The following is a 22,226-nucleotide window of genomic DNA, read 5'->3' on the forward strand; positions in this document are numbered from 1 at the left end:
ATTAGGTCGGAAAGCGCGCGGTAACGTATAAGGGACAACTTAATTTTGCCCCATGTGGGAGATCACACTAGTTGGTCCGGTGAACGACTGGTTCCTGGACATCTGCGTCAAGGATCCGGACACCGCCAACCAGATTGCTGACGCGGTCACGCTGCTCGCCCGGAGAGGGCCGCTGCTCAGGCGCCCGATGGTCGACAGGATCCAGGGGAGCAAACTGCACAACCTCAAGGAACTCAGGCCCGGCTCGGCCGGGCAGTCCGAGATTCGGATGCTCTTCGTCTTCGACACCGAGCGGGAGGCGATCATCCTGGTCGCCGGCGACAAGAACGGGGAGTGGTCCCGGTGGTACGACGTCAACATCCCGCTGGCAGAGGCCCGCTATGAGCAGTACGTCAACGAGAAGGACGAGGGAGCGCGCGCATGAAAGGCCGTAGTTGGACCGAGGTGTGGGCCGAGGCGCAGCGTCTCAACCCCGCGTTGGCGACGCCGGAGGCGGAGGCTGAGCGGGCGCGGATCCGGCAGGAGACGCTGGCGCGGATCCGTGGGTACGAGCTGGCTGAGCTGCGGAAGGGGGCCGGGCTGACGCAGAAGGAGGTGGCCGCGCTGATGGGCGTGAGCCAGGCGCGGGTGTCGCAGATCGAGCACGGGCAGGTGGACAGCCTGGACAACCTGAGGGCGTACGCCGCCGCGATCGGCGGGGAGGTCGAGGTGGCCGTTCGGCAGGGGGAGCGGACGATCAAGGTGGCTTGATCGTCCGCCCGGTTCGCACGGTTCAATCCAGCAGGCTCGCCATCCAGGATTCGATGGCGGGGGCGGTGCGGGGGAGGGCGTGGGACATGAGGTGGGCGCCGTCGGGGGTGATGACGAGGTCGTCCTCGATGCGGATGCCGAGGCCGCGGAGTTCGAGGGGGAGGGTTTCGTCGTCGGGCTGGAGGTAGAGGCCGGGTTCGACGGTGAGGACCATGCCGGCCTCCAGGGTGCCGTCGAGGTAGCGGTCGGCGCGGGCCCTGGCGCAGTCGTGGTAGTCGAGGCCGAGCATGTGGCCGCTGCCGCAGAGGGTGTAGCGGCGGTGGAGGCCGTTGTCCTCGGCGAGGGACTGTTCGGCGGGGATGCGCAGGACGCCCCAGTCGGCGAGGCCTTCGGCGATGACCCGCATGGCGGCGTTGTGGAAGTCGCGGAAGCGGGCGCCGGGTCGTAGCGCGGCGATGCCGGCGCTCTGGGCGGCGAGGACGAGGTCGTAGGCCTGCCGTTGGACGGGGGTGAAGGTGCCGCTGAGCGGGAGGGTGCGGGTGATGTCGGCGGCGTAGAGGGTGTCGGTTTCGACGCCGGCGTCCAGCAGGAGCAGGGAGTTCGGGTCGAGGGCGCCGTCGTTGCGGATCCAGTGCAGGACGCAGGCGTGGGCGCCGGAGGCGGCGATGGTGGTGTAGCTGGTGCCGTTGCCCTCGGCGCGGGCGCGCAGGTCGAAGACGCCCTCGATCCAGCGTTCGCCGCGGGGGTGGCGCAGGGCGGTGGGCAGGGCGCGGACGACGTCCTGGAAGCCGGTGACGGTGTGGTCGACGGCGAGTTGTAGCTGGTCGATCTCCCAGGTGTCCTTGACCAGGCGCAACTCGGCGAGGACGGCGTCGAGTTCGCCGTCCCGTGCGGTGTGGGCGCCGGGGCGTCCGGTGCTTTCGTCGACGAGGGGGTCGGTGCCGGCGAGGACGCGGGTGGGCGGCTGGGGGCCGGTGAGGAGTTTGTCGAGGTCGTCGAGGTGTTCGGTGCGCAGTCCGGTGAGCGCGGCGGCTTCGGCGAGGTCGGGGCGGCGGCCGACCCAGAACTCGCCGTAGCGGCGGTCGCGGTAGAACTCGGCGCCGTTGGCGTGCCCCCCGCGGGGGGAGCGGGGGCGCAGGTACAGGACCGGCTCGTGGCCGTGGGGGCCGGTCGGTTCGAGGACGAGGACGTGGTCGGCCTGGTCCTCGCCGGTGAGGCCGGTGAGCCAGGCGTAGGCGCTGTGCGGGCGGAAGCGGTGGTCGAGGTCGTTGCAGCGGACCTTGAGCCGGCCGGCGGGGACGATCAGCCGTTCGCCGGGGAAGGCGGCGGAGAGGCGGGCGTGGCGGCCGGGGAGGCGGTCGTGGCCGGGGGCGCGCTGGTCGGCGGGGAGGGGGGTGGCGGCCCAGCGGGTGCCCATGAAGGCGTCGAGGGCGGGGGAGACGGGGAGGTCGTGGCTCCCGGTGTTGAGGCCGGTCTGGCGGTGGGTCACCGGTGAACTCCTAGGAGGGGCGGGGGTGGTGTGGCCCGGACACAGCTCGGTAACGGGAGGCGTCACCTCTTGTGCAGTGCAATTTCACATTACTATGTTACGGGTCACACCGCGGAGCGGCCAGACCTCGAAGGTCGCCTCCCGGTCGGGTCCCGGATCACCTCCCGGGGCGGACCACGGGCTTCACGGCAGGCCCCCCACAGCGGAGTTGCACATGACCAGGCGCACCCACGCCGCCCTCGCGGCGGCCCTCGCGGCGACCCTCACCCTCGGCCTCGGGGCCTGCAAGAACGACAAGAGCGACAGCGGCGCCGACGCGGCGGCGGGCAGCACCAAGGGCCCGGGGGCGGCGTCCGGTTCGATCGTCGGCGGCACCCCGGTCAAGGGCGGCACCCTCACCGTCCTGTCCAACCAGGACTTCGCCCACCTCGACCCGGCCCGCAACTGGACCATGCCGAACATGGACTTCGGCATCCGGCTGCTCTACCGCACCCTGGTCACCTTCAAGGCCGAGCCGGGCGCCGCCGGCAGCGAGCTCGTCCCCGACCTCGCCACCGACCTCGGCCGCTCCTCCGACGGCGGGAAGACCTGGACCTTCACCCTCAAGGACGGCGTCAAGTACGAGGACGGGACGCCGATCAAGTCCGCCGACGTCAAGTACAACGTCGAGCGCTCCTTCGCCCCGGACCTCACCGGCGGCCCCGACTACGCCCAGCAGTACCTGGCCGGCGGCGAGAACTACAAGGGCCCGCTGAACGGCGAGCACCTGGCCAGCATCGAGACCCCGGACGAGAAGACCGTCGTCTTCCACCTGAAGCGCCCGGTCGCCGAGTTCTCCTCCACCGCGACGCTGCCGACCTTCGCCCCGGTGCCGCAAGCCCAGGACAAGGGCACCCAGTACGACCTGCGCCCGTTCTCCTCCGGCCCGTACAAGATCGAGACCTACGACCGCGGCAAGCAGCTGACGCTGGTCCGCAACACCAACTGGGACCAGTCCACCGACCCCGTCCGCAAGGCCTACCCGGACAGGATCGTCGTCGTCGAGGGGCTCAAGGCCGGTCAGATCGACGACCGGATCATCGCGAGCGAGGGCGAGGACGCCTCCACGATCGAGTGGGCGACGCTGCGCCCGGAGTCCATCTCCAAGGTGCTGCCGAAGCCGGACGTGAAAAGCCGGCTGATCGCCGAGCAGCAGGGCTGCACCGACATGCTCTACCCCAACACCTCCAAGGCGCCGTTCGACGACCCCAAGGTGCGCGAGGCCCTGATGTACGCGGTGGACCGGGACGCCCAGGTCACGGCGTTCGGCGGCCCGGCGACGGCCGACGTGGCCACCTCCTACCTGCCGCCCGCGCTGACCGGCGGCACCAAGCAGGACACCCTGAAGATCGCCCCGACCGGCGACCCGGAGAAGGCCAAGCAACTGCTCAAGGACGCCGGCAAGACCGACCTCAAGGTCTCGCTGACCGTCTCCTCCGGTGACAAGACCCGGGCCGAGGCGCTCCAGCAGTCGCTGGCCAAGGTCGGCATCCAGGTCACCATCACCACCGCCGACCCGTCGGTCTACTACGACACCATCGGCGACACCAAGAACGCGCCCGACCTCGCCATCCTCGGCTGGTGCCCGGACTACCCGTCGGGTGCCACCTTCCTGCCCCAGGTCTTCGACGGCCGCACCATCAAGGAGAAGGGCAACCAGGGCAACGTCGAGCAGTTCCGCGACCAGGCCACCTCGGACCGGATCGACCAGATCAACGCGATGAGCGACGTCGCCGAGGCCGACAAGGCCTGGATGCAGCTCAGCGACGACCTGCTGAAGAAGGCGCCCACCGTGCCGCTGCTCTGGCTGCGCCGCCCGCTGCTGGCCGGCACCAACGTGGCCGGCGCCTTCGGCCACCCGGTCTGGACCGGCCAGTGGGACTTCGCCACCATCGGCCTCAAGGACCCCTCGAAGAGCAAGGGCTGAGGGGCCGTCCGCGATGAGCACACGCACTGAGCCCGCCGCCGCGCCGGTCGCGGCGGCGGGCCCCGCGAAGGCCGCCGGCCGCGGGCCGTGGCGGCTGGTCTGGGACCAGCTGTGGGCCAGGGGCTCGGCCCGCTTCGGCCTGGTCACGGTCGCCCTCCTGGTCCTGCTGACCGCCCTGGCCGGACCGCTGAGCGCGCTCGGCGGCTGGACCCCCGACGAGTTCGACAAACGCGCGATCGACCCCTACCTCGGCGGCCTGCCGATCGGCGACTTCGGCGGGATCGGCACCCGGCACTGGCTGGGCGTCGAACCCGCGACCGGGCGCGACCTGTTCGCCCGGGTCCTGCACGGCGGCCAGACCTCGCTGCTGATCGCGTTCACCGCCACCGTGCTGGTCGTGGTCGCCGGCACCCTGACCGGCATCGCCGCCGGCTACTTCGGCGGCCGCACCGACGCCGTGCTCTCCCGGCTGATGGACCTCACCATGTCCTTCCCGTCCCTGATCTTCATGATCTCGATGATGTCGGTGGCCAAGGACGTCAACCGGATCCTGCTGATGACCCTGGTGATCGGCCTGTTCGGCTGGCCCGGCATCGCCCGCGTGGTCCGCGGCCAGACCCTCTCGCTCAAGCACCGCGAGTACGTCGACGCGGCCAAGGTCGGCGGCGCCCGCTCCTGGCGGATCCTCACCCGGGAGATCCTGCCGAACGTCTCCGGGCCGATCATCGCCTACACCACGCTGCTCGTCCCCGGCATGATCGCCACCGAGGCCGCGCTCAGCTACCTCGGCGTGGGCGTGCGCCCGCCGACCCCGTCCTGGGGTCAGATGATCGCCGAGAGCATCGTCCACTACGAGACCGACCCGACGTACTTCCTGATCCCGACGGTCTTCCTGTTCCTCGCCGTGCTCGCCTTCACCCTGCTCGGCGACGCGCTGCGCGACATCCTCGACCCCCGAGGAGGCCGGTCGTGATCCTCTCCCCCGACCCCCGAGGAGGCCGGCCGTGATCCTCTACCTCGGGCGCCGACTGCTCGCCGCGGCCGGCATCCTGCTGGCCGTCTGCGCGATCACCTTCACCATCTTCTACCTGCTGCCCTCCGACCCGGCGGTGGCCGCCTGCGGCAAGACCTGCAGCCCCGACCGGGTCGCCGAGGTCAAGGCGGCGATGGGCCTGGACAAGCCGGTCTGGGAGCAGTTCGCCACCTACCTCACCGGTATCTTCGCCGGGCGCGACTACGGCAGCGGCGCCAGCGCCACCCACTGCGGCTTCCCCTGCCTCGGCTACTCCTACGAGTACTCGCTGCCGGTCTGGGACCTGCTCACCGACCGCCTGCCGGTCTCCGTCTCGCTCGCCATCGGCGCGGCCGTGCTCTGGCTGGTCCTCGGCCTGGGCGCCGGCGTCACCTCGGCGCTGCGCAAGGGCGGGCTCACCGACCGGACGCTGATGGTGGCGTCGGTCGGCGCCGCGTCGCTGCCGGTCTACTTCACCTCGATCATGCTGATCTGGGGCGTCGTCCGGACGGCCGGCCTGCTGCCGTACCCCGCGTACCACGCGTTCACCGACGACCCGGTCGCCTGGGCCTCCAACCTGCTGCTGCCGTGGATCGCCCTGGCCCTGCTGTACGCGGCCATGTACGCCCGGCAGAGCCGCAACTCGATGATCGAGGCGATGGCCGAGCCGTACATCCGCACCGCCCGGGCCAAGGGCCTGCCGCCCGCCACCGTCGCCGTCAAGCACGGGCTGCGCTCCGGGATGACGCCGATCCTCACCATCTTCGGCATGGACCTCGGCGGCCTGCTGGCCGGCGCCGTCATCACCGAGTCCATCTTCGGCCTGCCCGGCGTCGGGCGGCTGTTCTACGACGCGCTGGTCCGCTCCGACCAGCCCGTCATCCTCGGCGTCACCCTGCTCGCGGCCTCCTTCATCGTCGCCGCGAACCTGCTGGTCGACCTGCTCTACGCGTACGTCGACCCGAGAGTGAGGTACTGATGACTCTGTTGGAGGTCGACGACCTCAGGGTCTCCTTCGACACGCCCCGGGGCGTCGTCCGGGCGGTGGACGGCATCTCCTTCGCCGTCGAGGCCGGGCGGACCCTCGGCCTGGTCGGCGAGTCCGGCAGCGGCAAGTCCGTCACCTCGCTCGCCGTCATGGGCCTGCACCGCGGCGCCGCCGTCACCGGCTCGATCCGGCTCGACGGGATGGAGCTCAACGGGCTCGGTGAACGGGCGTTGGGCGCCGTCCGGGGCCGCCGGATCGCGATGATCTTCCAGGACCCGCTGTCCAGCCTGCACCCCTTCTACACCGTCGGCGAGCAGATCGCCGAGCACTACCGGGTGCACTTCAAGGCCAACCGCAGGGCGGGCCGCGCGCGGGCGCTCGAAATGCTGGCCGAGGTCGGCATCCCGGAGCCGGCCCGGCGGGTCGACGAGTACCCGCACCAGTTCTCCGGCGGCATGCGCCAGCGCGTCATGATCGCCATGGCCCTCGCCTGCGAGCCCGAACTGCTGATCGCCGACGAACCCACCACGGCCCTCGACGTCACCGTCCAGGCGCAGATCCTCGACCTGATCGCCCGCATCCAGCAGGAGCGCGGCCTCGGCGTCGTCATGATCACCCACGACCTCGGCGTGGTCGCCCGGGTCGCCCACGAGGTGCTGGTCATGTACGGCGGCCGGGCCGCCGAACAGGCCTCGGTGGACCGGCTGTTCGCCGCCCCCGGGCACCCGTACACCCGCGGCCTGCTGGACTCGCTGCCGCGCCTGGACGACACCGACGACGCCCCGCTGCGGGCCATCCCCGGCAGCCCGCCGTCGCTGATCGCCCCCGCCCCCGGCTGCTCCTTCGCCCCGCGCTGCGCCCGCACCGACGCCGCCACCGCCGAGGAACACGCCCGCTGCCTGGCCGAACGACCAGAGCTCGGCCCGCTCGCCCCCGGCCACCAGGCCGCCTGCCACCTGCCGCTGGTGCCGGAAGGAGCCCGGCCATGACCGAAACCCTGTTGTCCGTAAGGGACTTGGTGAAGACCTTCCCCGGTCGACGCGGGCGCACCGGCCGCCCCGGCGCCCCGGTCCGCGCCGTCGACGGCGTCAGCTTCGACGTCGGCAAGGGCGAGACGCTCGGCCTGGTCGGCGAATCCGGCTGCGGCAAGTCCACCACCGGGCGGATGATCGTCCGCCTGCTCGACCCGACCTCCGGCACCGTCACCTTCGACGGCACCGAGATCGGCGGGCTCTCCCAGGCCCGGCTGCGACCGCACCGGCGGCACCTGCAGATGGTCTTCCAGGACCCGTACTCCTCGCTCAACCCCCGGCAGACGGTGGCCCGGATCATCTCCGAGCCGCTGCTGCTCCAGGGGTTCGGCGCGGCCGACGCGCGCCGGCGGGCCGGCGAGCTGATGGAACTGGTCGGGCTGATCCCCGAGCAGATCGACCGCTACCCGCACGAGTTCTCCGGCGGCCAGGCGCAGCGCATCGGCATCGCCCGCTCGCTCGCCACCTCGCCGAAGCTGGTCATCGCCGACGAGCCGGTCTCCGCGCTCGACGTCTCCATCCAGGCCCAGGTGGTCAACCTGATGGAGCGGCTCCAGCAGGAGCTCGGCCTGGCGTACGTGTTCATCGCGCACGACCTCTCGGTGGTCAAGCGGGTCTGCGACCGGGTGGCGGTGATGTACCTCGGGCGGATCGTCGAGATCGGCGACAAGGCCGAGGTGTACGGCAGCCCGGCGCACCCGTACACCAGGGCGCTGCTGTCCGCCGTTCCGCTGCCCGACCCGGCGGCTGAACGTGCGCGGGAGCGGATCGTGCTGCTCGGTGACCCGCCGAGCCCGGCGAACCCGCCGTCCGGCTGTTCCTTCCACCCGCGTTGCCCCAAGGCGCAGGAGATCTGCCGCACGGACCGTCCGCTGCTGCGGATCGCCGGGCCGGGCGGCCGGGAGGCGGCCTGCCACTTCCCGGAGGCCTGATTCCCGGAGGCCTTCGCGGGCCTTCGGGGGCCTTCGCTGGCCTTCGAGGGCCTTCATGAGCCGGCTGAGGCCGGCTGACCAGAGCCGCCGTACCGCCCAGTTGCCCCCACGCCGGGCGGTACGGCACCCAACGGGCGAGGGACGCGATCCCTCGCCGCAGACGCCCGGTCGGGCGCGGCGGGGAACCTCACGAGGGCCGCGTCCGACCGGGTTCCACCGTGTTCACGGTCCGGCCGTTCTCATGGTCCGACCGTGTTCACGGTTCGGTCGTTCTCAGGGCCCGGCCGTTTTCACGGTCCGGACGGCCCGCCCGCCTCGCTCGCCGTGCCCGGCAGCAGCCGACGCGGGCCGGGCCCCTCGGCGGCCAGTTCGTCCCCGGGGTTGAGCACCCGGCAGCGGCGCAGCGACACGCAGCCGCAGCCGATACAGCCGGTCAGCTCCTCCTCCAGCCGCTCCAACTCGGCCCGCCGGGAGCGCAGTTGTTCGGCCCAGCGCCGCGAGATGCGGTCCCAGTCGTGCTTGCCCGGCATCCGGTCCTCGGGGAGCCCGGTGAACACCTCGGCCACCTCGGAGAGCGGGATGCCGAGCCGTTTGGCGACCAGGATGAGCGAGATCCGGCGCAGCACGTGCCGCCGGTAGCGGCGCTGGTTGCCCGGCGACCGCTCGGAGGAGATCAGCCCCTGGTCCTCGTAGAAGCGCACCGCCGAGGTGGCGATCCCGGCCCGCCGGGCCACCTCGCCGACGCTCAGCAGGTCGACCGGTGCGGTGTCCATGCCTGCTCCTCGACTTCTTGACTTCTTGACTTCTTGACTTCAAGTCCTGTTGAAGATCCAGCGTACCGGACGTGGTCGTACCAGTCGCTGCGCAGAGCGTTACTGCCCTTTCTGAGCAGGACAGTTACCCACTGGAGTCGGTGCCGAACGGCCTCGTCGGAGGTCGGCGTGAACCGTCCTCCGGGCGCGGTGAGGCCCATGAGCCGGCCCCGGGCCCCTTTTCGTCGGGGGGCCCGGGGCCTTCGCTGGGGGTTCCTACGAGGCCGGGCCGACCCGGACGGTGGTGATCCGCCCGCCCTGGGACTCCCGGACGACCTCGATCCTGGTGTTGGTGTCCGGCACCTTCACCGCGAGCTGCGGGAGGGCCGGGTCGGTGTACGTGCCGGTGTGGTCGTTGAAGACCGGGACGGCCGGCTCGGACGGGATCCGCACCGCGACGCCGCCCTTGTGCAGCGTGAACGCCGTGGTCGGCCTGAGCGAGAACGGCGCGTCGTAGGTCTGCGCCCGCCCGTTGACCAGGGTGCCGTCGGCGAAGCGGACCGCCGCCGGGTGGGCGTCGATCGGCAGGATCAGCCCGCCGCCGGGGTGGTCCTTGGTGTTGTTGTCGCCGTACGCGGTGTCCCACAGCCAGAGCAGGACGCCCTCCTGGTACGGGTAGGTGTCGACGACGTCGGCCTTGCCCGCGACGCCGCTGTACCCGAAGTTGTACGGGCCGGTCTTCAGGAACGCGCCGTAGCCGGTGTAGCGGCGGTTCTCGGCGAGGTAGGCGCGCGGGTGCTGCTTGACGGCGGTGCGGCCGGTGATGACGGTGAAGCCGGTGGCGGTCCAGCCGTTGGCGCCGTTCTCGGCGCCGTCGGCGAAGAGCTCGGTGCCGCCGGCGGTGATCTTCACGGCGTCGACGAGCACGCCCCGGCCGTGGGTGTTGCCGTCGGAGGTGGCGTGGAAGCGCAGCCGGACCTGCTGGCCGAGGTAGCCGTCCAGCGGGAGGTGCAGCTTCCGGTAGGTGCCCGAACTGCCGCTGAGCCCCGGAGTGTTTGCGCTGGTGTTGCCGATCGGCGCGCCGTCGACGGTGCCGCCCAGGGCCGTCCAGTGCTTGCCCTGGTCGGTGGAGGCCTCGACGGTGAGGAAGTCGTAGTCCTGCTCGGTGTCGTACCAGGCGGCGGCGTCCAGGGCGGCCGGGCCGGTGGCGGTGCGCAGGTCGACGTCCCGGCTGAGGGAGTTGTCGAGGTTGTCGCCGGTGTCGCTCCACCACTGCCTGGCGCCCTCGTACGGGTCGGCGAGGTCGGTGCTGGTGGTGCTGTCCGGCAGGTGGACGAGCAGCGCCTGGGCCTGGTCGGTGTTGTAGCCGCTCACCCCGAGGGCGTGGCTGGAGCGGGTGGCGGCCTGCGCCTCGTCGTAGTCGAGCCAGCCGAACTGGAGCTTGCTCCAGGCGTCGAGGTCGCCGGGGTAGCCGCCGGTGGTGTTCGGCCCCTTGCCGAGGTAGGAGCCGGAGGACATCAGCGACCAGAAGTTGACGCTGTTGTCGCCGCCGTTGGTGCTGTACAGGTCGGGCAGGCCGAGGTTGTGGCCGTACTCGTGGGCGAACAGGCCGACGCCGCTGTTCTCGCCGGCCTGGACGTAGTCGTAGACGTAGAGGCCGGTGTCGCCGACCGGCGCGCCGCCGATCTTGTTGCCCTCCGGGCCGGTCCGGCCGGTCGCGTCGGGGAAGGTCCAACTGCGGTGCGCCCACAGCGCGTCGGCCCCCTGGGCGCCGCCGCCCCAGGTCTCGTCGACGCCGGCGTGCACCACGATGACGTTGTCGAGGTAGCCGTCGGGCTGGTTGAACTCGCCGGTCTTGGTGTGGTCGTAGCGGTCGTAGACGTCGTACTGGGCGAGCTGCGCCTTGATGTCGGCCACGCTGCGGCCCTTGGCGATCTCGCCGTCGTACCAGGCCTTGACGGCGTCCCGGATGAACTCCTGGCCCTGGGTCCAGGCGCCGGAGCCCTGCGGGCCCTTGTTGCTGCCGTAGCGGGCCTCGTTGTACGGGACGGTGACCCAGTCGCTGACGGTGCCCTGGACGTCGTAGCGGCCGGAGGACTGGGTGCGGTAGTAGTTGCGCATGGACACGGTGCCGGGCGTGTCGTCGAAGAACATCTTCTGGTAGTAGTCGCGGCCGAAGTCCGGCTCCCACAGCGTGTGGTTGTCGCCCTTGCCCGGCTTGGGGATCTGGTCGTGGCGCGGGCCGGGGGTGCCGCCGTAGCGGGGCTGGCCGTTGTACTGGGTGGTGTTGTCGACCTCGTCGCCGAACTGGGCGAGGATCACGAAGACCTTGTCCGTGCGCTGGTGCGCCAGTTGGACGTAGTCGTTGCCGACCTTCACCTTGGCGGGGGCCCGCTTGCCGGCGGTCTTGGCGACGGCGCCCTGGTTGAGCTGTTCCAGGGCCTTGGTGCGGAGCGCCTGGCGCTCGCGCTCCTGGGGGGCGAGCGGTGCGGGCGGGGCTTCGGCGCCCTGCTCCGCAGGGGCGGCGGCGATCGTGGTGGGGGCGGTCGCGGCCGGAGCGGCCTGGGCGGGGGTGCCCAGCAGGGTGGCGGCTATCGCGCTCGTGGTGAGCGCGGCCGCAAGAGCGGCGGACAGTCTGCGCAACTGACCGGTCCTTTCCGGGGGATGGGGTTTGGGGGTGGAGTAATCGTTCAGTGAAGCGCAGGTAATATTTCACATGTCACGGGTCACGTGGAAGAGGCGAGGGCAAGGCGAAGGGCGCCGCACCACCGGTGCGACGCCCCTGTCCGGAATCCGGCGAATCAGCCCAAGGATGCCCGCAGGAAGGCGAGTTCAGCCTGGGTGACCTGCTCGTTCACCCCGCCCGGGGTCATGTGGGTGACGCCCGGCAGCGGCAGCACGCTGTGCGGGCGGCCGGCCTTGGTGAGCGCCTCGGAGAGCAGCAGGGTGTGCGAGGGGTGGACGTTGTCGTCGGCCAGCCCGTGGATCAGCAGCAGCGGCCTGGTCAGCCCGGGCGCGTCGGTGACCAGGCAGTCGTCGGCGTAGCCCTCCGGGTTGTCCTGCGGCAGCGCGAGGTAGCGCTCGGTGTACGCGGTGTCGTAGTGCCGGAAGTCGGTGGGCGGGGCGCCCGCGCAGGCGGCGTGGAAGACGTCCGGGCGGCGCAGCACGGCGAGCGCCGCGAAGTACCCGCCGTACGACCAGCCGCGCACGCCGACCCGGTCGAGGTCGAGGTCGGGGTGCTGTCCGGCGAGCGCCCGCAGGGCGTTCACCTGGTCGTCCAGCGCCACCTGGGAGAAGCGGCGGAAGATCGCCCGGGTGAACTCCGGCGAGACGAACGGGGTGCCGCGGTTGTCGGTGGTGACGACGGCGTAGCCCTGGTCGGCCCACCACTGGCGGAGCTGCCAGCGGCGCGGCTCGGCCGCCACGGCCTGGAAGCCGGGCCCGCCGTAGACGTCCAGTAGCACCGGCAGCCGGCGGCCGGGGACGTGGTTGCGCGGGTACACCACGGCGGTGGGCAGGCCGAGTTCGGTGACTCGGGCGAGCCGTGGCCGCACCTGGTAGGGCAGGGCGGCGCTCAGGTCGGTGAGCGGCAGCGCGGGGCCGTCGGGCGAGGCGTCGAACGAGCCGTCGCGCAGCAGTCGGCGCCGGATGCCGTCGGCGTCGGCGGTGGTGAGCAGCAGGGTGCGGCCGGCGGCGAGTGCGGAGTGCACGCCGGGGCCGGTGGTGACGGGTTCGGGTGCGCCGCCGTCCGGGTCGATCAGGTGGACGTACTGGTCGGCCGGGTCGCCCTGGCCGGTCTCGCAGAGCAGCCGGCCGTCCAGGTGCCCGACCACCCGGCGGATCTGGAGCCCGGTGGTGTCCAGCGGCTTGCCGTCCAGGGCGAGGCCGCGGGCCTGCGGGGTGTCGTGGGCGGTGAGCAGTCGGCCGTCGGCCAGCCGGGCGGGGGTGCCGGGCAGGTCGTCGACCCAGAACTCGTCGGTGGTGCGGGAGAGTTCGCGGGTCTCGCCGGTGGCCGGGTCGGCGGTCAGCAGCAGGACGTGCTGCTGGAGCCGGTCGGCGACGGTGAGCAGCAGCTCCTGGTCGGAGGCCCAGGCGGCGGCGCAGAGGTACGGGAACGCGGCGGCGTCCCAGCGGAGCCGTACCCGGCTGCGGTCGAGGCCGAGCACCCAGAGCTGGACGTCCGCGTTGGGGCCGCCGGCCTGCGGGTAGGCGAAGTCCTCGGCGGGCTCGTCGGGGTGGGCGGGGTCGGCGAAGTAGCGCCGGGGGAGGGCGGATTCGTCCACCCGGGCGGCCAGCAGCGCGCCGCCGTCGGGGCGCCACCAGTGGCCGCGGGAGCGGCCGAGCTCCTCGGCGGCGGCGAACTCGGCGACGCCCCAGCGGGCGCCGTCGGCGGGGGAGAGCGGTTCGAGGTCGGGGGTGACGTACAGGGCGTCGTCGGCGACGTAGGCGACGCGTTCGCCGGCGGCGTCCGGCCGGGGGTCGAACGCGGGCCCGGCGACGGGCAGTTCGGTGCCGGCGCCGGTGGCGGTGTCGATCCGGAACAGCCGGCCGTCGAGGACGAGGACGGCGGTCGCGAGGTCGGCGGTGGCCGCGTACGTGCCGATGCCGGCGGCGACCAGACGGGTGCGTTCGCGCAGCCGTCGTTCGACGGTGGGCAGGTCGTCGCGGCGGCCGGTGCGCCCGGGGGCGAGGACGGCCGGGTCGGCGACCAGTCGTTCCTCGCCGGTGGCGGCGTCGAGCAGGTGCAGGCGGTCGACCGGATCCTCGGAACCGGTCGAGCGGAGCAGCAGCAGCCGGGTACCGTCCTCGGCGAGGGTGAACGCGCGCGGCGCACCGAAGGTGAACCGGCCGGTGCGGGCGCTGAGCGACAGGAAGGGGTCGGTGATGGTCACGGCCCGATCGTCGTATCGGAGCGCGCCACCCGACCAGTACCCTGTCATGTGAAATGTCACACACCACAATGGGGAGGATGCCGTGATCGAGGACCTGTGGACCGTCGAACCCCCGGCCCCGCTGCCCGCGGCCGACGGGCTGTTCGGCATCTCGCCGGACGCGGCGCACCTGAACCACGGTTCGTACGGCGCGGTGCCCGTCCCCGTGCAGCGCGCGCAGCAGCGGCTGCGCGCCGAACACGAGCTGGACCCGGACGGCTTCTTCGCCGACCTGCCTGCCCGGGTCGGCGCGGCGCGCACCAGGATCGCCGCCGACCTGGCCGTCGACCCGGACCGGCTCGCCCTGGTCTCCAACGTCACCGAGGCGGTCGCGATCGCCCTGGACACCATCCCGTTCGCGCCCGGCGACCGGATCCTGGTCACCGACCACGGTTACGGCGTGGTCACCCGGGCCGCCGAGCGCCGGGCCGCCGAGACCGGCGCCGAGGTGGTCGAGGTCGAACTGCCGCTGGACACCCCCGACGAGCAGGCCGTCCGGGAGGCGGTGCTCGCCGCCGTCGACGAGCGCGTCACCGTCGCGGTGCTGGACCAGATCACCTCGCCCACCGCCCGCCTGATCGCAGGCCCGGGCCTGCTCGCCGACCTGCGCGAACGCGGCGTGACCACCGTCGTGGACGGCGCCCACGCCCCCGGCATGCTGCCCGCCCCGGCCGACCCGAACGCCGACTTCTGGTTCGGCAACCTGCACAAGTGGGCCTTCGCCCCGCGCGGCACCGGCGTGCTCGCCGTCCGCCCGGAGTGGGTGGACCGGGTGCGCCCGCTGACCTTCTCCTGGGAGCACGACCGGGGCTTCCCGTGGAACGTCGAATGGCGCGGCACCTGCGACTACACGGGCTGGCTCGCCGCCCCGGCCGGCTTCGAGCTGCTGCGCGAGCTCGGCCCCGAGGCGGTGGCCGCGCACAACGCCGCACTCGCCGGGTACGGCCAGCGGGTGCTCGCCGAGCGGGCCGGCCTGTCGCCGCTGCCCGCGACGCCCGGGGTCTGGATGCGCTCCGTCCGGCTGCCGGCCGGGTGCGTCGAGGCGGAGCAGGACGTGAAACCGCTGCGGGACGAGGTGTGGCAGCGGCTCGGCACCCGGATCGCGATCCGGCCGTGGGCCGGCGGCGGGGTGCTGCGGGTCAGCGCGCAGCTGTACAACCGGCCGCGGGAGTACGAGCGGCTGGCGGACGGGCTGGCCGACCTGCTGAAGGGCTGACCGGCGCGCGGGGGCCGGCCTGCGCGCGCGGTTATTCCGGGCCGGCTCCGGGCGGTTCCCGGTCCGCACGCGGCTACTCCGGGCCGGCCCGCTCGGAGCTGCCTCGGTCGGATCCGGCTCGCTCGGAGCCGGCCCGTTCGGAGCTGGCCCGCAGCTCGGCGAGCAGCAGGTTCTGGTCGGCGAGCAGCCCGGTGAGGATCCGCCGGGCCGCTCGCAGCAGGTCGGCGACGTCGCCGCCGGCCAGCGCGTACACCACCGTGCTGCCCTCCCGGGTGGCGGTGACGATGCCGGACCGGCGCAGCACCGCGAGCTGCTGGGAGAGGCTGGAGGGTTCGACCTCCAGCTCGGCGAGCAGCCCGCGGACGGGCGTCGGTCCGGCCTGGAGCAGTTCCAGCACCCGGATCCGGACGGGATGGCCGAGCATCCGGAAGAACTCGGCCTTGGCCTGGTAGAGCGCTACCGCCACGAGTCCCCCCTTCCCTGGGGTCGGTCCGCTCAGATCTCCAGCGAGAGTTCGATCCGCTTGAGCTGGTGGCGGGCCATCGCGAGGTTGGAGCGGCCGCGGTTGAGCGCCAGGAAGAGGAAGAGGCCGCGCCCGGTGGGCGTGGTGATCGGTCGGACCAGGTGGTACTGGTTGGTGAGGCTGATCAGGATGTCCTCGATCTCGTTGTCGTGCAGGTTGAGCATCTCCATCGCCCGCATCTTGGCGCGGACCACGTCGGTGTTCCCGGCGGCGGCGACGTTGAGGTCCAGTTCGCCGCCGTCGCCGAGGCTGCCGAGCGCCATGCCGCTGCCGTAGTCGACCAGGGCGACGCCGATCGCGCCGTCGATCCCCATGGCCTCTTTGAGGGACGTCTCCAGGTTCGCCATCGTCGGTGTCCTCCCGTGAGTTGGTGGCGGTGGCTCCGCCGTGGCAACGACGGTAGGGAGACCGGCGGCCGTCCACCGGGGATGACCGGAGACGTCCGAAGCTGGTCGGACTCTGATCACTTGAAGATGTTTGCAACTATGGATGTGAGAGGGAAGCGATCCCGGAATGATCCAGTGGCCGATCCTGCGGCCGATCCCGTCCCATGGAAGCCGTGCGGAAGCCGTACGGAAAGTCGCACGGAAAAACGGTGCTATCGATGTCAGTGCCGCCGGGTAACCTCTCGCTGAGATGCGAGATCACACCAACCACACCCGGACGGCGATGAACACCCCTGAGCCCCAGCCCCACGACGACCAGGAGCTCAGCCCCGCCGAGGCGTACGCGGCCAGCCGCCGCCGGGCCAAGGAGCAGGCGACCGCGCTCCACGGCTTCCAGCAGCTGTACGACTTCCCGCTGGACGATTTCCAGCTGGAGGCCTGCGAGGCGCTGGAGGCCGGCTCGGGCGTCCTGGTCGCCGCGCCCACCGGCTCGGGCAAGACCATCGTCGGCGAGTTCGCCGTGCACCTGGCCCTCCTGGGCGGCCGCAAGTGCTTCTACACCACGCCCATCAAGGCGCTGTCCAACCAGAAGTACGGCGACCTGGTCAAGCGCTACGGCGCCGCCAAGGTCGGCCTGCTCACCGGCGACAACACCGTCAACGGCGACGCCCCCGTGGTGGTCATGACCACCGAGGTGCTGCGCAACATGCTCTACGCGGGCTCCAGCACCCTCGACGGCCTCGGCTACGTCGTCATGGACGAGGTGCACTACCTCGCCGACCGCTTCCGCGGCGCCGTCTGGGAGGAGGTCATCATCCACCTCCCCGAGTCGGTCACCCTCGTCTCGCTCTCCGCGACCGTCTCCAACGCCGAGGAGTTCGGCGACTGGCTGGACACCGTGCGCGGCGGCACCCGGGTGATCGTCTCCGAGACCAGGCCCGTGCCGCTGTGGCAGCACGTGATGGCCGGCAACCGGATGTACGACCTGTTCGCCAACCCCGACCGGGACGGCCGCCCCAAGGACGGCCCGCGCAACCCGGGCAAGGCCGTCAACCCCGAGCTGGTCCGGCTCGCCCGCTCCGAGCTGGACCGCAACCCGCGCGACCGGTTCGGCCGCGGCCGGGGCCGCAGCATGCCCAACGGGCGCCCCGGCCGGGTCTGGACGCCGGGCCGGGTGGACGTCATCGACCGGCTCGACGCCGAGGGCCTGCTGCCCGCGATCACCTTCATCTTCAGCCGGGCCGGCTGCGAGGCCGCCGTCCAGCAGTGCCTCAGCTCCGGCCTGCGGCTCAACAAGGACGCCGACCGCGCCGTCGTCCGGGCCTTCGTCGAGGAGCGCTGCGCCGACATCCCCGACGAGGACCTGCACGTCCTCGGCTACTTCGAGTGGCTGGACGGGCTGGAGCGCGGCATCGCCGCCCACCACGCCGGGATGCTGCCGCGGTTCAAGGAGGTGGTCGAGGAGCTGTTCGTGAAGGGCCTGGTCAAGGCCGTCTTCGCGACCGAGACCCTGGCGCTCGGCATCAACATGCCCGCCCGCTCGGTGGTCATGGAGAAGCTGGTCAAGTGGAACGGCGAGACCCACGCCGACATCACCCCCGGCGAGTACACCCAGCTCACCGGCCGGGCCGGGCGCCGAGGCATCGACGTCGAGGGCCACGCCGTGGTGCTCTGGCAGCGCGGCCTCGACCCGGAGGCGCTGGCCGGCCTGGCCGGCACCCGCACCTACCCGCTCAAGTCCTCGTTCCGGCCGTCCTACAACATGGCCGTCAACCTGGTCTCCCAGTTCGGCCGGCACCGCTCGCGCGAACTGCTGGAAACCTCCTTCGCCCAGTTCCAGGCCGACCGCTCGGTGGTCGGCATCGCCCGCCAGGTCCAGCGCAACGAAGAGGGGCTGGAGGGCTACCGCGAGTCGATGACCTGCCACCTCGGCGACTTCGACGCGTACATGGACCTGCGCCGCCGACTCAAGGACCGGGAGAACGAACTCGCCCGCGAGGGCAGCGGCCAGCGCCGCGCGGCCGCCGTCGAGTCGATCGAGCAGCTCAAGCCGGGCGACGTCATCCACGTCCCCACCGGCAAGTTCGCCGGCCTCGCACTGGTCCTCGACCCGGGCCTGCCGCCGGTCAGCCGCAACGGCCGGGTCGGCCGCCACCCCGACTTCCAGGACGGGCCCCGCCCGGTGGTGCTCACCGCCGAGCGGCAGGTCAAGCGGCTCGCCATGATCGACTTCCCGTACCCGGTCGCCGCCGTCGAGCGGGTGCGCATCCCCAAGTCCTTCAACCCGCGCAGCCCGCAGTCCCGCCGGGACCTCGCCTCCGCGCTGCGCACCAAGGCCGGCCACCTCGAACCCGAGCGGTTCCGCCGGGGCCGCGCGGCCGCCGCCGACGACCAGGAGATCACTCGGCTGCGCACCGAACTGCGCCAGCACCCCTGCCACGGCTGCGACGAGCGCGAGGACCACGCCCGCTGGGCCGAGCGCTACCACCGCCTGCACCGCGACACCGAGGCGCTGGAACGCCGGATGCGCTCCCGCACCCACACCATCGCCCGCACCTTCGACCGCGTCTGCGGGCTGCTCACCGACCTCGGCTACCTGAGCGGCGACACCGTCACCGACGACGGCAAGCGCCTCGGCCGGCTCTACGGCGAACTCGACCTGCTCGCCTCCGAGTGCATCCGCGAAGGCGTCTGGAGCGGCCTGGACGCCGCCGAACTCGCCGCCTGCGCCTCGGCGCTGGTCTACGAGGCGCGCCAGTCCGACGACGCCACCGCCCCCCGGGTGCCGGAGGGCGGGGCCAAGGAGGCGCTCGGCCAGATGGTCCGGATCTGGGGCCACCTGGACGCCCTGGAGGAGCAGCACCGGATCAACACCGCCGAGGGCGTCGGCCAGCGCGAGCCCGACCTCGGCTTCGCCTGGGCCGCCCACCGCTGGGCCCTCGGCCACAGCCTGGACCAGGTGTTGCGCGACGCCGACATGCCGGCCGGCGACTTCGTCCGCTGGACCAAGCAACTGATCGACGTCCTCGGCCAGATCCAGGACGCGGCCGGCGAGGACGCCGAACTGCGCCGGACGGCCCGCAAGGCCGTCGACGGCCTGCGCCGCGGCATCATCGCCTACTCCTCGGTGGGCTGACCGCCGAACGCCAGGGGCCCGCCCGTTCACCCCGAACGTGCGGGCCCCTGGCGTACCCGGCGGCTTCCTACCCCCCACCCCCGTGCGGCTTCGGCGGGCCGGAGCGGCACCGGAATTGTGAGCGGCTGCACGAGAAGTCGATCAGGTCGACTTCTCGTGGAGAAGGGGCAGCCGAAACGGGCGAGGCGATGCCGATGGTCAGGGCGTGGGAGGCGCCGGGGCGAAGTAGTCGCGGAGCATCTCCGTGGTCCACGTGGGCTGGCGCACTTCTCCGCGCGGTCCGAACTCCTCGAACCAGGGCTTCACTTCGAGGACCGGGGTGCCGTCGATGGCGTCCAGGTCCTCGACGTGCAGGTCCAGGCCGTCGACCTTGAGGAGGCGGCAGCGGGAGGACCCGAGCCAGTTGATGCGCCGCATGTTCCGGTGGCCGAACACGCCGACCTCGGGCCAGTCCGGGTTGTCCCGGGGGCGGCGGGCACCGAAGTTCAGATCGGCCGGGTCGGTCCTGTGGAACCGGAAGATCACGTCGAGGTGGGAGAACTCCTCCAGTCCCTTCGTCGCGTCGGGCGGAAACCTGTCGCCGTCCAGCCGGATGATGGCGCGGGTCCCTCCCCAGCGGTCGTCGGTCGGTTCCGTACGGCCTCCCACAACATGGCCCAGTGCTTCCACGCTGAAGACGTCACCCACGTGTTTCCCCTCCTGAGAACGGACCGCGCCAGAACGGCGGGTCAGATGGTGGCTGCCAGATAGTCGGCGGCGCGCCTGTCGACGGCGTCGATGTGCTGCACCTTCCGTCCGCGATAGGGCGAAAGCGCACTGCGAATTTGTAGAGCGACCTCGCGGGTGCGGGCGGAGCGGACGGTCTGCATGGCGTCGAGCGACCGGGACCAGATCGTGCAGGCTTCCTCGATGGAGTGCTGCCCGGCCTTCACGAGGCCCAGGTGGCCGAGGGTGACCGCGTGGGTCCTGGTGAACGTGGAAGCCTTACGGGTCGCGACGCTGCGCTCGAACTCCTTCGCTGCGCCTTCCAGGTCGCCGAGGTCGCGGAGCGCCGACGCGGTCTCGTGCGCCAAGGAAGCCTCGCCGAAGAAGAACACCCGGGGTGGTTCGTCGTCACCGGGCGAGGCTGCCGACAGATCGCGTTCGGCCTGGAGCAGCGCGGCGTTCGCCTCAGCAGTGCGCCCCGCAGAGGCCAGGGTACGTGCATGGACGACGCCGAGCAGGGACCGTTCGCGAGGGCCGGCGAGCCGGTACCGGTCGCCGGCCATCGATGCCTCGGCGACCCTGACGGCATGGTGCGGTTTCCGGAGGTCGACCGCTTGGTGAGCCATGGCGCGCAGAATGTGCCCGGCCATCGCGGGGTCGTCGGCCTCGGCCGCCAGTTTCACGGCGACGGTGTAGTAGTGCTGGGCGGCGGGGTGCTCGCCGTTGTCGAACGCCGTCCACCCGGCCAGGTAGGCGAGTTCGGATGCTGCGGAGAACATGTCCCGCCGAATCAGGTCGGAGGAGAAGGTTCCTTGGAGGAACTCTCCGACATCCGTGAGGAGGTACTGCGCGACCGCCGTACGCCCGTGCCCGCCGCCACGGCGCTGGTCGACCTGGGAGAACAGCCTTGCCATCTCCCGGACGGCGTCCACATCGGCCTGACCGGCACGGCGTTGCGTGATGCCGCGACTCTCCGTTCGGGCCATCTGCTCCCACCAATGGTCGGGAGGGATGCTCAGCGTCCCGAGCGAGTACGTGAGCGTGCGGAGGAGCTGTCTGCGTTCCACGTCAACGCTGATCCGTCCGAGAGCCGCCAGGGCTTTCAGCGTATCCAAACCCCAGTCACACAAGTCCGGTTGCTCGTCCCCGAGCCCCGTCGCCGCCAGGGTGATGTCCTGGTTCAGCCAGTTGGTGAGTACCGCGGCGAGGTACTGCGGGATGTTCCCGGAAGGCTTCACGCCCTGGCGGACCCACTGCGCGTGGCGGTCGAATTCGCCAGCCTCGATTGTCTGAAGCGGGTCGGCGACGGCGGAAACCCACGCAGAGGTCACAGGGCCCGATGCTGTTCTTCGAGGACCTCGAAGAACGGCATCACCCGCCAGACCGAGTCGGGGAGTAGGCCGTGCGGGATGTGCCAGTCGCGCATTTCGTTCGCCCCGAACTCTCGGCAGGGGGAATCGGCTCGACCATTGCGGAGCTGGCAGTCGGGTTCTTGTGGTCAGCGGCGCTGCAACGGGCACGGTGGGGGTGTCTCGTTGGTCGGGTTGAAGGTTCGGGGGCACGACACGGCCGAGACCGCTCGGAGTTGCTGGCCTGGGGTCCAGTACGTCCACACCACGTCGTGTGGGAACGTGTCGAGCGAGGTCCGGGCTCGTTCCAGCCGGGTCGTCGGGTCAAGGTCGGTCTCCAGCGCCGGGGAGTCGGCGAGTTGCTGGCCCAGCCACTCCAGCGCCTCGGCCGGGTCGTTCGTCGTGAGCTTGATCTGTGCCGTCGACTTGGCGAGCCAGTGCATGACCTCCAACGGCGGAAGGGGGCTCGACCACTCGGGTCTCACGCCGTTCTGCCCTGTGGCGGGTCGTCGTTCGGAGTCGTCCGGTCGTTTGTTGCCTGCCCAGGCGTAGCAATGCCAGTGCAGGCCGGGCCTGTTCCAGTGATCCATGAGCGCCCTGCCATGATGAGGAGCGGGCCCCGTTCCCAGTTGCGTTGGGAGCGGGGCCCGCCTGTTCGGTGTGCGTCAGGCGGCGGTGGTGGTGAAGCGGGCCGGGTCGATGCCCGCCGCGCCCAACTCCGCCGTGGTGAAGCGGAGCTCCCGGTTGGGGGCCTTGGTGTCGCCCATGATCCAGAGGCCGCCGGCCACGCCGGGCACTTCGCGGAGGGTCATGCACGACTCGCCGTCGTCGCCCCCGCCCTGGTTCCCACCGCAGGCTTTGTGGGTGGCGGATCCGACCGGGATGTCGATCTCGTACAGGTCGCTCATGGCGCTGCCTTCCTGTTCGACGTTTGTGGGGAATCCGTCCCCGCGCGGTGGTGCACCCGCAACCGGCCGGACTCCGAACGGCCGGCTGTGGGGGTCTCGGGCCCGCCCTGCGTCAGCGGTACGGGGGGTTGGTCGCGCACGCCCGGGCCGTC

The 22,226-nt window shown here is 71.7% G+C and carries 19 protein-coding genes; 9 read left to right on the forward strand and 10 right to left on the reverse strand.

The annotated features are described in order from the left end of the window. Positions 1-79 precede the first annotated feature (79 nt). Positions 80-424, forward strand: coding sequence for a type II toxin-antitoxin system RelE/ParE family toxin (locus ACFVX9_RS17180; RefSeq protein ID WP_363377945.1), 345 nt, complete (start codon positions 80-82; stop codon positions 422-424). Further along, positions 421-750 carry an XRE family transcriptional regulator gene (locus ACFVX9_RS17185; protein WP_371516288.1) on the forward strand — a complete coding sequence of 110 codons (330 nt, stop codon included), beginning with the start codon at positions 421-423 and terminating at the stop codon, positions 748-750. Before ACFVX9_RS17180 ends, ACFVX9_RS17185 begins: the two co-directional genes overlap by 4 nt. 22 nt (positions 751-772) lie before the next feature. Here the strand turns inward: ACFVX9_RS17185 and ACFVX9_RS17190 are convergent, their stop codons facing one another. Then, positions 773-2,239, reverse strand: a complete 1,467-nt coding sequence (locus ACFVX9_RS17190) for an aminopeptidase P family protein (protein WP_380491683.1) — start codon at positions 2,237-2,239, stop codon at positions 773-775. Positions 2,240-2,453: 214 nt separating this feature from the next. Between ACFVX9_RS17190 and ACFVX9_RS17195 the strand changes: the two genes are divergently transcribed. The 5 genes from ACFVX9_RS17195 to ACFVX9_RS17215 are packed head-to-tail and all read left to right on the forward strand — an operon-like array spanning position 2,454 to position 8,168. Next, the gene (locus ACFVX9_RS17195) at positions 2,454-4,205 is read left to right on the forward strand and encodes an ABC transporter substrate-binding protein (RefSeq protein ID WP_387982285.1); all 1,752 of its coding nucleotides are present in this window, start codon (positions 2,454-2,456) and stop codon (positions 4,203-4,205) included. A gap of 13 nt (positions 4,206-4,218) precedes the next feature. Further along, positions 4,219-5,178, forward strand: coding sequence for an ABC transporter permease (locus tag ACFVX9_RS17200; protein WP_063346889.1), 960 nt, complete (start codon positions 4,219-4,221; stop codon positions 5,176-5,178). 31 nt (positions 5,179-5,209) lie between these two features. Continuing rightward, positions 5,210-6,196 carry an ABC transporter permease gene (locus tag ACFVX9_RS17205; protein WP_387982286.1) on the forward strand — a complete coding sequence of 329 codons (987 nt, stop codon included), beginning with the start codon at positions 5,210-5,212 and terminating at the stop codon, positions 6,194-6,196. After that, positions 6,196-7,194, forward strand: coding sequence for an ABC transporter ATP-binding protein (locus ACFVX9_RS17210; protein ID WP_380376160.1), 999 nt, complete (start codon positions 6,196-6,198; stop codon positions 7,192-7,194). Before ACFVX9_RS17205 ends, ACFVX9_RS17210 begins: the two co-directional genes overlap by 1 nt. Continuing rightward, positions 7,191-8,168, forward strand: coding sequence for an ABC transporter ATP-binding protein (locus tag ACFVX9_RS17215; protein ID WP_380345059.1), 978 nt, complete (start codon positions 7,191-7,193; stop codon positions 8,166-8,168). The genes ACFVX9_RS17210 and ACFVX9_RS17215 overlap by 4 nt, the downstream gene beginning before the upstream one ends. Positions 8,169-8,458: 290 nt before the next feature. Here ACFVX9_RS17215 and soxR read toward each other — a convergent pair whose 3' ends face one another. From soxR to ACFVX9_RS17230, 3 genes are all read right to left on the reverse strand, one after another. Further along, the gene (gene soxR, locus ACFVX9_RS17220; RefSeq protein WP_387982288.1) at positions 8,459-8,941 is read right to left on the reverse strand and encodes a redox-sensitive transcriptional activator SoxR; all 483 of its coding nucleotides are present in this window, start codon (positions 8,939-8,941) and stop codon (positions 8,459-8,461) included. 255 nt (positions 8,942-9,196) lie between these two features. After that, complete coding sequence (locus ACFVX9_RS17225) at positions 9,197-11,563, reverse strand: immune inhibitor A domain-containing protein (RefSeq protein ID WP_387982290.1); 2,367 nt, start codon at positions 11,561-11,563, stop codon at positions 9,197-9,199. A gap of 158 nt (positions 11,564-11,721) precedes the next feature. Beyond that, positions 11,722-13,812, reverse strand: coding sequence for a prolyl oligopeptidase family serine peptidase (locus ACFVX9_RS17230; protein ID WP_387982292.1), 2,091 nt, complete (start codon positions 13,810-13,812; stop codon positions 11,722-11,724). Between the two features lie 82 nt (positions 13,813-13,894). On the opposite strand from ACFVX9_RS17230, the gene ACFVX9_RS17235 reads away from it, so the two are divergent. Beyond that, complete coding sequence (locus tag ACFVX9_RS17235; RefSeq protein ID WP_387982293.1) at positions 13,895-15,067, forward strand: aminotransferase class V-fold PLP-dependent enzyme; 1,173 nt, start codon at positions 13,895-13,897, stop codon at positions 15,065-15,067. Between the two features lie 73 nt (positions 15,068-15,140). Here the strand turns inward: ACFVX9_RS17235 and ACFVX9_RS17240 are convergent, their stop codons facing one another. Together ACFVX9_RS17240 and ACFVX9_RS17245 are read right to left on the reverse strand one after the other, a co-directional pair. Further along, positions 15,141-15,533 (reverse strand): helix-turn-helix transcriptional regulator, encoded by a 393-nt coding sequence (locus tag ACFVX9_RS17240; protein ID WP_063346883.1) that lies wholly within the window; start codon positions 15,531-15,533, stop codon positions 15,141-15,143. 29 nt (positions 15,534-15,562) lie between these two features. Beyond that, on the reverse strand, positions 15,563-15,937 hold the full coding sequence (locus ACFVX9_RS17245) for a hypothetical protein (protein WP_063346882.1): 375 nt from the start codon (positions 15,935-15,937) through the stop codon (positions 15,563-15,565). A 322-nt stretch (positions 15,938-16,259) separates the two neighbouring features. Between ACFVX9_RS17245 and ACFVX9_RS17250 the strand changes: the two genes are divergently transcribed. After that, positions 16,260-19,112 (forward strand): RNA helicase, encoded by a 2,853-nt coding sequence (locus tag ACFVX9_RS17250; protein ID WP_063346881.1) that lies wholly within the window; start codon positions 16,260-16,262, stop codon positions 19,110-19,112. Between the two features lie 198 nt (positions 19,113-19,310). Here ACFVX9_RS17250 and ACFVX9_RS17255 read toward each other — a convergent pair whose 3' ends face one another. The 4 genes from ACFVX9_RS17255 to ACFVX9_RS17270 all read right to left on the reverse strand — a co-directional run bounded on the left by ACFVX9_RS17255 (position 19,311) and on the right by ACFVX9_RS17270 (position 22,074). Beyond that, entirely contained in the window at positions 19,311-19,799 is a 489-nt protein-coding gene (locus ACFVX9_RS17255) for an SAM-dependent methyltransferase (protein ID WP_387982296.1), read from the reverse strand. Between the two features lie 41 nt (positions 19,800-19,840). Further along, positions 19,841-21,148, reverse strand: a complete 1,308-nt coding sequence (locus tag ACFVX9_RS17260; RefSeq protein WP_387982298.1) for a Tat pathway signal protein — start codon at positions 21,146-21,148, stop codon at positions 19,841-19,843. A gap of 167 nt (positions 21,149-21,315) precedes the next feature. Next, positions 21,316-21,609 (reverse strand): hypothetical protein, encoded by a 294-nt coding sequence (locus ACFVX9_RS17265; RefSeq protein ID WP_387982299.1) that lies wholly within the window; start codon positions 21,607-21,609, stop codon positions 21,316-21,318. A gap of 222 nt (positions 21,610-21,831) precedes the next feature. Next, entirely contained in the window at positions 21,832-22,074 is a 243-nt protein-coding gene (locus tag ACFVX9_RS17270; RefSeq protein ID WP_380376148.1) for a DUF397 domain-containing protein, read from the reverse strand. Positions 22,075-22,226 lie beyond the last annotated feature (152 nt).

The sequence above is a fragment of the Kitasatospora sp. NPDC058243 genome (genome assembly GCF_042882025.1).
Lineage (GTDB): Bacteria > Actinomycetota > Actinomycetes > Streptomycetales > Streptomycetaceae > Kitasatospora.